Below are 12,566 nucleotides of genomic sequence, written 5' to 3'. Positions count from 1 at the left end.
GAGGGGCATCGGGCATCCGGATTGTCGGCGATCTTCCGATAGGGCGAAATATCAGGCTATCTAGGCCCCCTCCAGGTACCCGTTACGCGCGCCGTCCGGGTAAGACTGTGTGCATGGAGACGCAGAATCTTCTCGCCGGACCGCCGCCGACCCACCTGCCGGACACCCCTGAGGCCAGGGAGGCGCTCGAATCCGGTGCCGCGGCGTCGGATGTCGCCGCACGTTTCCCGGCCTTCTCCGCCGCATGGGCGACGCTGGCCGACGAGTACTTCGCCCAGGGGCACGCCGTGACCTCGTACGCCTTCGCGCGTACCGGCTACCACCGGGGCCTGGACCAACTGCGGCGGGCCGGGTGGAAGGGGCACGGGCCGATCCCGTGGGACCACGAGCCCAACCGTGGCTTCCTGCGCTGCCTGCACGCGCTGGCCCGAGCCGCCCTGGCGATCGGGGAGAAGGACGAGGCCGAGCGTTGCTCGCAGTTCCTCAAGGAGTCGAGCCCCGCCGCCGCGGCCGAACTGAACGGGACCTGACCGGGGCCGAGCAGGTAGAATCCGTATGCAAGAGCCCCTGACGCGCTTGCGCCAGGGGTTTCGCTTTGTGCTGGGGAGAGTTTCGCGATGCCGGCTGTCGTTCTCGTGGGTGCTCAATGGGGCGATGAGGGCAAGGGCAAGGCCACCGACCTGCTGGGCGATCAGGTCGACTACGTCGTCCGCTACCAGGGAGGCAACAACGCGGGTCACACGGTGGTGATCGGCGACCAGAAGTACGCGCTGCACCTGCTGCCGACCGGTGTGCTGTCGCCCGAGGTGATCCCGGTGATCGCGAACGGCGTGGTCATCGATCCCGGGGTGCTGCTGGAGGAGATCGACGGGCTGAAGGCGCGGGGCATCTCCTGCGAGCGGCTGCTGATCTCGGCGAGCGCGCACCTGATCATGCCGCACCACAAGGCCCTCGACAAGGTCACCGAGCGCTACCTGGGCAAGGCCAAGATCGGCACCACCGGGCGGGGCATCGGCCCGGCCTACGGCGACAAGATCGCCCGGATGGGCGTGCGGGTCCAGGACCTGCTCGACCCGGGCATCCTGCGCAAGAAGATCGAAGTCGCGCTCAACGAGAAGAACCAGGTCCTCACCAAGGTCTACAACCGCAGGGTGATCGACCCGGACAAGGTGCTTGAGGAGTACCTCGGCTACGCCGAGCGCCTCAAGCCGTACATCGCGGACACCTCGCTCGTGCTCTCCAGGGCCCTCGACCAGGGCCGGGTGGTGCTCCTCGAAGGCGGCCAGGGCAACCTGCTGGACATCGACCACGGCACCTACCCGTTCGTGACGTCCTCCTCCCCCACCGCGGGCGGCGCGTGCGCCGGGGCGGGCATCCCGCCGACCAGGCTGACGCGCGTGATCGCGATCCTGAAGGCGTACACCACGCGGGTGGGCTCAGGGCCGTTCCCCACCGAGTTGCTGGACGAGCGCGGCGATTGGCTGCGCACCACCGGGCACGAGTACGGCACGACCACCGGCCGCGACCGCCGCTGCGGCTGGTTCGACGCGGTCATCGCCCGGTACGCCACCCGGATCAACGGCGTCACCGACTTCTTCCTCACCAAGCTGGACGTGCTGTCCGGGCTGGAGCGCATCCCGGTCTGCGTCGCCTACGAAATCGACGGCGTGCGGCACGACGAGGTGCCGATGACCCAGACCGACTTCCACCACGCCAAGCCGATCTACGAGGAGTTCCCGGGCTGGCAGGAGGACATCTCCGAGGCCAAGTCCTTCGACGACCTGCCGCCCAACGCCCGCGCTTATGTCCGGACGTTGGAGGAGATGTCCGGCGCGCCGATCTCCGCCATCGGCGTCGGCCCGGGCCGCACCCAGACCCTCCAGCTCCGGCCCCTGGTGTGACGACCGATGTGATGCCGGCATAGGTCGTGACGGCGCGTCGGGCGGGGGATGCGAGAGATCCTCGCCCGGTGCCGGTAAGGTCCGAGTGTGCGCGTCGAGATCCACGGACACCGCGGAGCCCGAGGGCTCCGGCCGGAGAACACGCTTCCTGGGTTGCTGCACGCGTTGGAGCTCGGTGTGGACGCGCTGGAGTTCGATCTCGTGCTCACCGCCGACCGGCGGATCGTGCTCAGCCACGACCTGATCGTGTCCTCGGTGACCAGCGCGGACACCCGTCCGGCGCATCGCGGCGACCCCGGCTACCCCTACGTCGGCAAGCCGATCAGGTCACTGACCCTCGCCCAGTTGCGGACCCTCGACTGCGGGGTCCGCCTGCCGCGCCACCCCGACGACCCCTTCGCGCTGACGCAGGTGCCGCTGCCCGAGACCCGGATGCCGACGTTCGGCGCGGTGCTCGGGCTGGTGAGCGCCTACGAGGCCGACGACGTGCGGCTGCACGTGGAGCTGAAGACCGATCCGACCAGGCCGGAGCTGACGCCCGATCCGGCGGAGTTCACCGCGATGGTGGTGGAGGAGCTGGACCGGCACGGCAGGCTCGGCTCGTCGGCGCTGCTCGGCTTCGACTGGCGGGTACTTCGCGCGGCGCGCGAGCTGGCCCCGGACGTGCCGCGGTTCGCGCTGATCGAGTCGGCGACGATGCACTCGGCATGGCTGGACGGGCTGGACCTCGGCGACTTCGGCGGAGATGTCCCTGCCGCCGCGGCGGCGGCGGGCGCGACCACGCTCTCCCCGCAGCACGTACTGGTGAACGAGCACATGATGGCTCAGGCCGCGCAGGCGGGCCTGCCGGTGGTGCCGTGGACGGTCAACGCCCCGGCCGACGCGGCCCGGCTGATCGACATGGGCGTGACCGGGCTCGTCACCGACTACCCCGACCGGATGCGGGCGCTGTGGGCCGAACGCGGCCTGCCGCTCGCCGTACCGGTCGGCCCGCTCCGCCCGGTCGCCGCGGCCTGAACCGAGCCCGGCGGACCAGGCTCACATCCAGCCCTTCCTGCGGAAGCTGCGGTAGAGGAGCGTGCAGGTCAGCAGCATCAGGCCGACGATCATCGGATAACCGAAGACCCACTTCGTCTCCGGCATGAAGTCGAAGTTCATCCCGTAGACGCCGGCGATCATCGTGGGCGCCGCCATGATGGCCACCCAGGACGAGATCCTGCGCATGTCCTCGTTGGCCAGGGCGTTCGAGCGGGCCAGGGCCGCCTGGAGCACCGAGTTGCACAGCTCGTTGGAGGACTCGACCTGCTCGCACACCCGGGACAGGTGGTCGCCGACGTCACGGAAGTAGTCGCGCATCTCCGGCGGGATCACCCGCCGCTGCGGCAGCGCGCCGAGCGGGGCGACCAGCGGTGTCACCGCCCGCTTCATCTCGATCATCTCGCGCTTGAGGTGGTAGATCCGCCCGATGTCGCGCGAGCTGACGTCGGCGAACACGGCCGCCTCGACCTCTTCCAGCGCCTCCTGCATCTGGTCGGCCACCGAGAGGTACTCGTCCACCACGTGGTCGGCGATGGCGTGCAGCACGCCCGCCGGGCCGCGGCCGAGCAGCTTGGGGTCGTCTTCCAGCTTCTCGCGCACGCTGGAGAGCGGGCAGTGCCTCCCGTGGCGTACCGTCACCACGAAGTCGGGCCCGACGAACAGCATGATCTCGCCGGTCGCGACGATCTCGCTGTCCGGCTCCTCCTCGACGAAGGCGACGGTCTTGAGCACGACGAACAGTGAGTCGCCGTAGCGCTCGACCTTGGGCCGCTGGTGGGCCTTGACGGCGTCTTCGACGGCCAGCGGGTGCAGGCCGAAGACCTCGGCCAGCCACTCGACCTCGGGCGACTCCGGCTCGTGCAGGCCCACCCAGACGAAGGCCCCGCCCCCGCCCCTACCCGCGTTGTGGGCGCGGACGAGGCTCAGCGCGGCCTCGATGGTGGGGGCCTCGACCTTGGCCCCGGCCAGGTAGGCCGCGAAGTCGACCAGCGAGTCGCTGGGCGGCACGCACCCGCCCACGGGGGCGTGCTCGGCGGCGGGCGCGGGCGTCGTGGTCACCGGCGGCTTGCGGCGGTCGTGCTGCGCGCCCACGGCACGGTGGTGACGAATGCGGGGAAAGATCATCGACGAGCGCATGGCGCTCCCTTCCCGCCCAGGTCGGCACGGGCCACGCGAGACACGAGACGACCTTGACAGGTCGTTCAGACAGAAAGAACGCGTGAGCCCTCAGACCGGGCGACCGAATCGGGGTGGTCGGGGGAGAACGATCGTGCGCACGACGTACGTGCGCGAGCACGTACTGCAAGGATCACCAGAGCTCATCCCGGACCACCTCCAATCCCAAGCAGGCACCAAAGCCGCCCCAAGTTACCACAGGGGTTCGCACCGAGGGTCAAGCCTACCCGGAAGGTCACCCCCGGATCATGCAGAACTCCACGAATTCCCGACGACTCTCCGTGTCAACCTGCCCGGGGCATGACGGCATCTTGGCGGGCGCCCGGCACCGGTAGGGTCGTTCGCGTGCGGGTACTTGTGATTGGAAGCGGCGGACGCGAGCACGCCCTGTGCCGGGCGCTCGCAACGGATTCGCAGGTGGAAGAGGTTCACTGCGCCCCGGGCAACGCCGGGATCGCGTCCGTGGCGACAGTGCATCCCGTCCGCGCGACCGATCCGGCCGACGTCACCGCGCTCGCCGGGCGGGTCGGCGCGGATCTGGTCGTGGTCGGCCCCGAGGCGCCGCTGGTCGCCGGGGTGGCCGACGCGCTGCGGGCGGCGGGCGTGCCGTGTTTCGGCCCGTCGGCCGAGGCCGCCCGGATCGAGGGGTCCAAGGCGTTCGCCAAGGAGATCATGGCGGCGGCGGGAGTGCCCACGGCCCGCGCGAGCACGTGTTCCACGCCGGAGGAGGCCACCGCCGCGCTCGACGCGTACGGCCCTCCGTACGTGGTCAAGGACGACGGCCTGGCGGCCGGCAAGGGCGTCGTGGTGACCGATGACCGCGAGGCGGCACTGGCGCACGCGGCGGCCTGCGAGCGGGTCGTCATCGAGGAATACCTGGAGGGCCCGGAGGTGTCGCTGTTCGCGCTCTGCGACGGCGAGACGGCCGTGCCGCTGCGTCCCGCACAGGACTTCAAGCGCGCCTACGACGGCGACGCCGGGCCCAACACCGGCGGCATGGGCTCCTACACGCCGCTCCCCTGGGCCGCGCCGAGCCTGACCGACGAGGTCATGGCGACCGTGGTCCAGCCCACCATCGACGAGCTGGCCAAACGCGGCACGCCGTACATCGGGGTGCTCTACGCGGGGCTGGCGCTGACCGCCGAGGGGCCCAGGGTCATCGAGTTCAACGCCCGGTTCGGCGACCCGGAGACCCAGGTCGTGCTGGACCGGCTGGCCACCCCGCTGGGCGGGCTGCTGCACGCGGCGGCCACCGGCGGCGTGTCCGGGCTGCCCCCGCTGACCTACCGGGGCGGCGCGGCCGTGGCCGTGGTCCTGGCCGCGGACAACTACCCGGCCTCCCCCGTCACCGGCGGGGTCATCGAGGGTCTGGAGGCTGTCGAAGCCGAGTGCGAAGACGCCTACGTCCTGCACGCGGGCACGGCGCTGGACGCCGAGGGCCGGGTCATCGCCTCGGGCGGGCGGGTGCTCAACGTCGTCGGTACCGGCGAAGACCTCACCGCCGCCCGCGCCGCCGCCTACGATGCCCTTGACCGAGTTCGCCTGTCCGGGGCGCACCACCGCACGGACATCGCCGCCGCCGCTGCCGAAAGCCGCGAAACCGACGGCACACTCTGAACGCCGCCCGGCGCCCGGATCGGGCATGTGGAGTGGCGGTCACATCTTCACCATCGGACCCTTTGGAATCGGCCGGGTCATCCCCCCACAACGGCTACTGTGGGCCGCGATAACCCCAGCGGAAGCTCACTAGCCGATTGCCCCCCCGGTGAGCCACCCCCGTTACTGCCAAGGAGCTTGACGCGAATGGTCCGTTACCGCGTGCGTGGTGGCAACGCACTGCGTGGCACCGCCTTCATTCAGGGCGCGAAGAACGCCGTGCTGCCGATGATCGGCGCGGCGCTGCTGGCCGCCGAGGGCCGCACTGTGCTGCGCAACGTGCCGATCATCGAGGATGTCCGCCGCGCCGTCGAGCTCGCCGAGGCCGTCGGCGCCAGGGTGGAACTGCACGAGGCCGAGCGCACTTTGGTGATCGACGCCTCCAAACTGACGAGCGCGGTGCTGCCGGCCGAGATCGCCCGCCGCTTCCGCGGCTCGGTGCTGTTCGTCCCGGCGCTGCTGCACCGGCTCGGCGAGGCCGTGATCGAGGGCATCGGCGGCTGCAACCTGGGCAGCCGTAACCTCGACTTCCACTACCTCGGCTACAAGCGCCTCGGCGCGGTCGTGGACGACGGCGAGACCGTCATCACGGTCAAGGCCGCCGGGCTGACCGGCGCCTCCCTGTACCTGGACACGCCGTCGCACACCGGCACCGAGAACCTGATCATGGCGGCCGCGCTGGCCTCGGGCACCACGGTGATCGAGAACGCCGCGCTGGAGCCCGAAGTGCTCGACGTGATCGAGATGCTCACCAAGATGGGCGCGAAGATCAGCGGCGGCGGCACCGGGTTCATCACCGTCCAGGGCGTCGATGAGCTGCGCGCGGTCGAGCACCAGGTGATGCCCGACCGGCTGGACGCCGGCGTGTTCGCCATGGCCGCGGCCATCACCGGCGGCGAGGTCAACCTCGTCGGCGCGCAGCTCGACCATCTGGGCGTGGTGCGCTGGAAGCTGGAGCAGATGGGGGTCGAGTTCGCCGACCAGGGCGCGGTGCTCAACGTCGGCCGGGAGCGTTCGCTGCGCCCGATCAACGTGATCACCGACACCTTCCCCGGATTCGCCACCGACCTCCAGTCGCCCATCATGACGGTCGCCTGTCTCGCCGATGGCGCGAGCTATATTCACGAGCGCATTTTCGACGGCAGGTTCGCACTCGCCGCCGAACTCAACCGCATGGGCGCCACCATCGAGGTGGAAGGCAGTCGCGCAGTGGTGCACGGCGGCGCTCCGCTCACCGGAACGAGCGTGACCGCTCACGATCTGCGCTCGGGTATCGCGCTCGTTCTCGCGGGACTGGCCGCCGAAGGGGAGACCGTGATCTCCAACGGCTATCTCATCGATCGCGGGCACGCCCATCTGGCCGAACGCATGCAGGCTCTGGGCGCCGATGTGACCCGAGAGATTTGCACCACATGAAATCATCCCTTTTCCCATGCTGACCTGCGTCTTTACCAGAACTTCGAGCCACGGGAACGGTATTGGCTAAAATCCGGGCGTGACATTATGGCCCTCGCGAGCGATCGTTCCAAAAGAGAGCACCACAAACGGATGGCAGGATGGGACGAACATTGGTCGAGCGGGGCGAAGAAACACCCCGAGTGTCACGTCCGGGCACCATGACGCCGGATCTCACCATCGGGGTGGTGGGACCACACGATCTGGTCGAGCGCGTGATGCTCATGGGGCATGCCGCGGCACCGCTGCCATGCCGACTCGTGGCTGCCGCTTATCGGGATGAACAGGAAGCCGCCGACAAGGTGACACGGCTTGGGCCAGGCGTTGACGCCTGCCTTTTCGCCAGCCCTGTCCCTTACGACATCGCCCGGCGTTCGGGCGTGCTCACAATGCCGGCGACTTATGTTCAGCTCGGAGGAGCGGCACTCGTGGCGGCACTGGCACGGGCCGCACTGGACGAGCGGATCGACCCTGAAAGGGTCAGCATCGACGTTCTGACCCGGCCCGAGGTGGAGGAGGCTTACTCCGACCTCGGGCTGGCCAGCGCGGAGGTGCACAGCCGCGACGAGCCTGGAGCGACGGGCACGCTGGCCGCGTACCACGAGCGGCTGGCCAGACAGGGAGCCACCAGCGGGGCGCTGACGTGCCTGCCCGCGGTGGCCGAACGGTTGCAGGCGGCCTCGATTCCGGTGATCCGGATCCGGCCGACGTCCGCGGCCGTCCGCACGGCGCTGCACACCGCGGCGCTGCTCGGCGCGCACCACCGGCTGGAGGAATCCCAGCTCACGGTGGTGGTCGTCGAGGTGCCGACGTTGCGCGAGCCGGTACGCCGGGCCGCGCCCCGGTACTGGCGCGACGAGCTGCGCCTCTCGCTGCACCGGCTGCTGGTGCAGGAGGCCAACCGGATCAACGCGACGGTGTGGCCGATCGACGATCACAGCTATCTGGTGACGGCGACGAGGGGTTCGGTGGCGGCGGCGACGGACGGGTTCCGGGTGATGCCGTTCGCGGCCAGAATCCGCGATGAGCTGGGTCTGGCGGTGGAGGTGGGAGTCGGCATGGGCCGCACCACCCACGACGCCGAGAGCCACGCCAGAGCGGCCCTGGCGCGCACTCAGACGGGCAAACAGGGCCAGGGCTTCGCGGTGGACCGCGAAGGCCGGGCGCTGGTACCGCCCCCCAGAATGCCCCCTGCGGGCTCAGGACCTATCAAGCCCAAGGGCGTGGAGGTTCTGGCGAGGCTGGCGGCCAAGCTGGAGGGCGGGGACACGGTGGTGGACGCGGAGAGCGCGGGGCGGATGCTCGGCGTGACCCCGCGTACGGCACGGCGGTTGCTGCGCACGCTGGTGGACGAGGGACTCGCGTGGCCGCTGCCGCCCAACCGCACCCCGCAGCCCGGCAGGCCCAGACAGCTCTACCGGCTCATCGTGGAGAAGCTCGGCACGCGTTGAGGTCGGATGTGGGGTCCGACCCCGGCAAGTGTTTTCACGGCGGCAGCCGGTAGTGTAATGACTCATGGGGTCAGTTGATGCTGTCCGCCGTAAGTCGTTGCTGATCTGGGGCGCGCTGGCGATCGTGTACGTGGTATGGGGTTCTACGTACCTCGGCATCGCGGTCATGATCGAGACGATTCCGCCGCTGCTGGGAGCAGCGCTGCGCTTCCTGGCGGCGGGGCTTCTTCTCGGCGCGTTCCTGCTGGTGCGAAAGCAGGGGGCCTTTCGCATGTCCGCACGCCAGTTCGGCGGTGCGGCGCTGGTCGGTGTGCTGTTGCTCACCGGCGGCAACGGCATGGTCTCGGTCGCCGAGCAGTACATATCCAGCGGGCTCGCCGCGCTGCTGGTGGCCTCGGTGCCGCTGTGGCTGGTGATCTTCCGGGTGCTCGTGCGCGACCGGCCCAACCTGATGACGTTCGCCGGGGTGCTGGTCGGCTTCGCCGGGGTGGCGGCGCTGTCGCTCACCGGCGGCACCGGCGGGTCGAGCACGCAGGGCGTGGTGATCATCCTGGTCGCGTCGCTGTCCTGGTCGATCGGGTCGTTCCTGGCCGCACGCATGCCGATGCCGCCCAACCCGTTCGCGGCCAGCACGGTGGAGATGCTGGTGGGCGGCCTGGTGCTGACGGTGGGCGGCCTGATCAGCGGCGAGCGGCTGCAACTGGCCGAGATCTCCAGCCGGTCCTGGGCCGGGCTGGCCTACATGGTGCTGGTCGGCTCGCTGATCGGTTTCACGTCGTACGCGTGGCTGCTGGGCAACGCCCCGATCTCGCTGGTCTCGACCTACGCGTACGTCAACCCGGTGGTGGCCGTCCTCCTGGGCGCGATCGTGCTGGGCGAGTCCGTCACGACGCAGGTCGTCCTGGGCGGGCTCGTGATCGTCGCGGGCGTGGCACTCGTGGTGTCGTCCAGTGGGCGGCGAAGACGGCCCGCCGAACCGGCGGACGAGCCGCAGCTCACGTCCGGGCGGACCTGAAGGCCGCGGCGGCGGCCAGGAAAGCGTCGTTGGCCTCCGGTGAGCCGATGGAGATCCGCGCGCCCTCCGGGTGGAACGGCCGTACGGCAAGGCCCTCGGCCGCGCACGTCTCGGCGAAGGCCGCGGTGTCCTCGCCCAGGGCCAGCCACACGAAGTTGGCCTCGGTGGCGGGCACCTGCCAGCCCTGACCGAGCAGGCCCTCACGGACCCGCGTGCGCTCCTTGACGACCAGCTCCACGCGCTCGAGCAGCTCGTCCTCTGCGGCCAGCGAGGCGATGCCCGCGACCTGGGCCAGGTGGTTGATCGCGAACGGCATCATGACCTTCCTGACCGCCCCGGCCACCGGCTCGTGCCCGATCAGGTAACCCAGCCGCAGCCCCGCCAGGCCGTACGCCTTGGAGAAGGTGCGCAGCACCGCCACGTTGGGACGGTCGCGGTAGAGGGTGAGGCCGTCGGGCACGTCGGCGTCCCTGACGTACTCGCGGTACGCCTCGTCGAGGATCACCAGCACCTCATCGGGCACCCGGTCCAGGAACCGCACCAGCTCCTCTCGGCGGACCACCGTGCCGGTCGGGTTGTTCGGGTTGCAGACGAAGATCAGGCGGGTGCGCGGGGTGACCGCCGCCGCCATCGCGTCCAGGTCGTGGGTGTCGGCGGCCAGCGGCACGCGCACCGAGGTCATCCCGGCCAGGTCGCTGAGCAGCGGGTACGCCTCGAACGACCGCCACGCGTACATCACCTCGGCCCCGGGGTCGCACACCGTCGCAAGAAGCTGCTGGGCCAGCGTCACCGAACCGGGAGCGAGCCCCACGTGCTCCGCCGGCACGTCGTAGCGATCGGCGATGGCCCGGGTCAGCTCGGTCGCGGCCGGGTCGGGGTAGAGCTGCATGTTGCGCGCGGCGGCGGCGACGGCCTCGACCACGGAGGGCAGGGGGTCGTAGGGGGACTCGTTGGACGAAAGCTTGTAGGAGCGGCCGTCGGGCGAGACGGCGGTCTTACCCGCCTTGTACGGCGGCACGGTGTCCAAAATCGCGCGGAAACGAGGCATGGCCTCACGATAGCCCCCGCCCCACCGGCACTTCCCGAGAGGGCCACGCTCCTACAGGCGCACGACGTCCTTGGCGGGGCGCATCATCGGCGGGCGCAGCAGCTCGGCCGGGCCGCGCCGGTACAGCATCGCGGGCCGCCCGCCGTCCCTGGTGGTGCTGTGGCCGGTGGGCATCAGGAAGCCCTCCGCCTTGGTGACCTTGCGGTGGAAGTTGCGCGGGTCGAGGGTGCGGCCCCACACGATCTCGTAGACCCGGCGCAGCTCGGCCACGGTGAACGCGGGCGGGCAGAACGCCGCCCCCAGCGAGGTGTACTCCAGCTTGGAGCGGGCCCGCTCGATGCCGTCGAGCATGATCCGCCGGTGGTCGAAGGCCATCTCGGAAAGCTCGGTGAGCGGCCGCCAGCTCATGTGGGCCTCGGTGGAGGCGGGCAGGTCGGGCGCGAGGCCCAGGTAGGCCACGCTCAGCACGCGCTGGCGCGGGTCGCGGTCGGGGTAGCCGTAGGTCCGCAACTGCTCCAGGTGGACCGGGGCTCCGGGCAGGCCGGCCCGTTCGGCTAGCACCCGGGCCGCGGCGGCCGGGAGGTCTTCGTCGAGGTGGATGAAGCCGCCGGACAGCGCCCAGCGCCCCGCGTACGGCGGGCGGTCGCGCCGCCACACCAGCGCGCACAGCTCGGCGAAGCGCACGGTGAGCACGACCAGATCCACGCTGACCGGAATGCGCGGGGTCATGCCGTGCACGTTACACCGAGCGGGCCGCCCGCAGGGTGAACCACAGGCCACCGATCAGGAAGCATGGACGTGCAAAGGCTCGGCCGCCGCCCGGCCGTCCGGCGAGACGACCTCGACCCGCAGCCACTCACCCTGCGGCACGTCCCGCCAGTCCAGCGGCACCCACAGCGTCTCGGTGCCGGCGGGCATCCCGGGCAGCGGCGTAGGGTCGTGCCAGCCGGCCGCCCGCGCGTCCACGGTCTTCGGTACGGCAAGGCCCTCCCAGGTCACGTTCACCCGCGTGGCCGCGAGGTTGTAGCCGCGGATCTCCAGCCCGTCCTGGATGCCGCGGGGCTTGTGGATGGCGTCCACGGCCATCGGACGGTCGTGGTCGGCCGCGATCTGCTGCGACAGCGAGGGCGACCCGCAGGTGAAGAAGTCGCTCCACATGTAGGAGATGACCTTGGAGACGTAGCGGCCGGTGAACGTGACCGCGGCGTCCAGGCGGCTCTTGTCGGTGGCGCCCCGGGTGCCCTGGGCGCCGCACTGCTGGTCGGTGGACGGCTCGAACGCCTCCACGTTGGCCCACAGCTGCACGTCGTGGCCCTCGGCGGCCACCCGCTCGCGGGCCTCGGCCATGGCCCGGTAGTAGTCGCGGGTGGAGCCGTGGTAGGCCGTGCCGTACGTCGTCTCGCCGACCTCCGGCCGCAGCCGTTCGTCCACCGGGCTGTCACGCTCGTCGGGCCAGTACAGGCCGACCTTGCCGGTGCCGCGGCTGTCCTGCGGGGCGATGATCTCCACGCCGGTCCTGGCCAGCGCCTCGAACCCGGCGGCGACCTCCTTGGGGGTGGCCCCGAAGCCGACCCGTCTGCGGGCGTCCAGGTAGGGGCTGACCAGGATCGGCTTGCCGGGCAGCTCCTGCGCCACGATGTTGTGCTGCTCGGCGTAGACCCGCAGGGTGTCGTTGTCGTTCTCGCCGCCGTCGAACCGCATCTGCCGCATCTGGAGCTCGAACGGCTGGTACACCCCGCCCAGCGAGGCGCGGTCGCGGTGGCGTTGCCCGTAGTCCTGCAGGATGCGGCGGGTCAGCGTGGTCAGCGTACCGATGTGGCGGGGGT

The 12,566-nt window shown here is 70.6% G+C and carries 11 protein-coding genes; 7 read left to right on the top strand and 4 right to left on the bottom strand.

Going from position 1 to position 12,566, the window contains the following annotated elements; genetic code table 11:
* Positions 1-113: 113 nt before the first annotated feature.
* The 3 genes from C1I98_RS25045 to C1I98_RS25035 all read left to right on the top strand — a co-directional run bounded on the left by C1I98_RS25045 (position 114) and on the right by C1I98_RS25035 (position 2,918).
* Positions 114-530, top strand: a complete 417-nt coding sequence (locus C1I98_RS25045; RefSeq protein ID WP_111169878.1) for a DUF3151 domain-containing protein — start codon at positions 114-116, stop codon at positions 528-530.
* Between the two features lie 87 nt (positions 531-617).
* On the top strand, positions 618-1,901 hold the full coding sequence (locus C1I98_RS25040; protein ID WP_111169877.1) for an adenylosuccinate synthase: 1,284 nt from the start codon (positions 618-620) through the stop codon (positions 1,899-1,901).
* An 87-nt stretch (positions 1,902-1,988) separates the two neighbouring features.
* A complete protein-coding gene (locus C1I98_RS25035; protein WP_111169876.1) occupies positions 1,989-2,918 on the top strand; it encodes a glycerophosphodiester phosphodiesterase family protein in 930 nt (309 codons plus the stop codon).
* Between the two features lie 21 nt (positions 2,919-2,939).
* Here the strand turns inward: C1I98_RS25035 and corA are convergent, their stop codons facing one another.
* Entirely contained in the window at positions 2,940-4,031 is a 1,092-nt protein-coding gene (corA, locus tag C1I98_RS25030) for a magnesium/cobalt transporter CorA (RefSeq protein ID WP_233508159.1), read from the bottom strand.
* Positions 4,032-4,460: 429 nt separating this feature from the next.
* On the opposite strand from corA, the gene purD reads away from it, so the two are divergent.
* From purD to C1I98_RS25010, 4 genes are all read left to right on the top strand, one after another.
* On the top strand, positions 4,461-5,732 hold the full coding sequence (gene purD / locus C1I98_RS25025; protein ID WP_111169874.1) for a phosphoribosylamine--glycine ligase: 1,272 nt from the start codon (positions 4,461-4,463) through the stop codon (positions 5,730-5,732).
* A gap of 186 nt (positions 5,733-5,918) precedes the next feature.
* The gene (gene murA, locus C1I98_RS25020) at positions 5,919-7,187 is read left to right on the top strand and encodes a UDP-N-acetylglucosamine 1-carboxyvinyltransferase (protein ID WP_111169873.1); all 1,269 of its coding nucleotides are present in this window, start codon (positions 5,919-5,921) and stop codon (positions 7,185-7,187) included.
* 200 nt (positions 7,188-7,387) lie between these two features.
* Positions 7,388-8,677 (top strand): transcriptional regulator, encoded by a 1,290-nt coding sequence (locus tag C1I98_RS25015; RefSeq protein WP_111169872.1) that lies wholly within the window; start codon positions 7,388-7,390, stop codon positions 8,675-8,677.
* A 64-nt stretch (positions 8,678-8,741) separates the two neighbouring features.
* On the top strand, positions 8,742-9,692 hold the full coding sequence (locus C1I98_RS25010) for an EamA family transporter (RefSeq protein ID WP_111169871.1): 951 nt from the start codon (positions 8,742-8,744) through the stop codon (positions 9,690-9,692).
* Here C1I98_RS25010 and hisC read toward each other — a convergent pair.
* From hisC to C1I98_RS41685, 3 genes are all read right to left on the bottom strand, one after another.
* Positions 9,673-10,740, bottom strand: a complete 1,068-nt coding sequence (gene hisC / locus C1I98_RS25005; protein WP_199537195.1) for a histidinol-phosphate transaminase — start codon at positions 10,738-10,740, stop codon at positions 9,673-9,675. The two genes, C1I98_RS25010 and hisC, sit on opposite strands and share 20 nt — an antisense overlap.
* Positions 10,741-10,791: 51 nt before the next feature.
* The gene (locus C1I98_RS25000; protein ID WP_111169870.1) at positions 10,792-11,469 is read right to left on the bottom strand and encodes an NUDIX hydrolase; all 678 of its coding nucleotides are present in this window, start codon (positions 11,467-11,469) and stop codon (positions 10,792-10,794) included.
* A gap of 54 nt (positions 11,470-11,523) precedes the next feature.
* Positions 11,524-12,566, bottom strand: a 1,043-nt coding sequence (locus tag C1I98_RS41685; RefSeq protein ID WP_368773544.1) for a DUF4434 domain-containing protein, incomplete at its 5' end; no start/stop codon positions are given.

The organism is Spongiactinospora gelatinilytica, assembly GCF_003236385.1.
In the GTDB taxonomy this organism is placed as follows: domain Bacteria; phylum Actinomycetota; class Actinomycetes; order Streptosporangiales; family Streptosporangiaceae; genus Spongiactinospora; species Spongiactinospora gelatinilytica.
The sequence above is the reverse complement of the archived record's forward strand: the minus strand, read 5'-3'. Positions and strand labels throughout refer to the sequence as shown.

What these genes read in the sequence shown, in the direction of transcription:
- murA (WP_111169873.1), top strand. Translation starts at nt 5,919, where the DNA reads ATGGTCCGTTACCGCGTGCGTGGTGGCAACGCACTGCGTGGCACCGCC.
- C1I98_RS25015 (WP_111169872.1), top strand. Translation starts at nt 7,388, where the DNA reads ATGACGCCGGATCTCACCATCGGGGTGGTGGGACCACACGATCTGGTC.
- hisC (WP_199537195.1), bottom strand. Translation starts at nt 10,740, where the DNA reads ATGCCTCGTTTCCGCGCGATTTTGGACACCGTGCCGCCGTACAAGGCG.
- C1I98_RS25010 (WP_111169871.1), top strand. Translation starts at nt 8,742, where the DNA reads ATGGGGTCAGTTGATGCTGTCCGCCGTAAGTCGTTGCTGATCTGGGGC.
- C1I98_RS25000 (WP_111169870.1), bottom strand. Translation starts at nt 11,469, where the DNA reads ATGACCCCGCGCATTCCGGTCAGCGTGGATCTGGTCGTGCTCACCGTG.
- C1I98_RS25045 (WP_111169878.1), top strand. Translation starts at nt 114, where the DNA reads ATGGAGACGCAGAATCTTCTCGCCGGACCGCCGCCGACCCACCTGCCG.
- C1I98_RS25040 (WP_111169877.1), top strand. Translation starts at nt 618, where the DNA reads ATGCCGGCTGTCGTTCTCGTGGGTGCTCAATGGGGCGATGAGGGCAAG.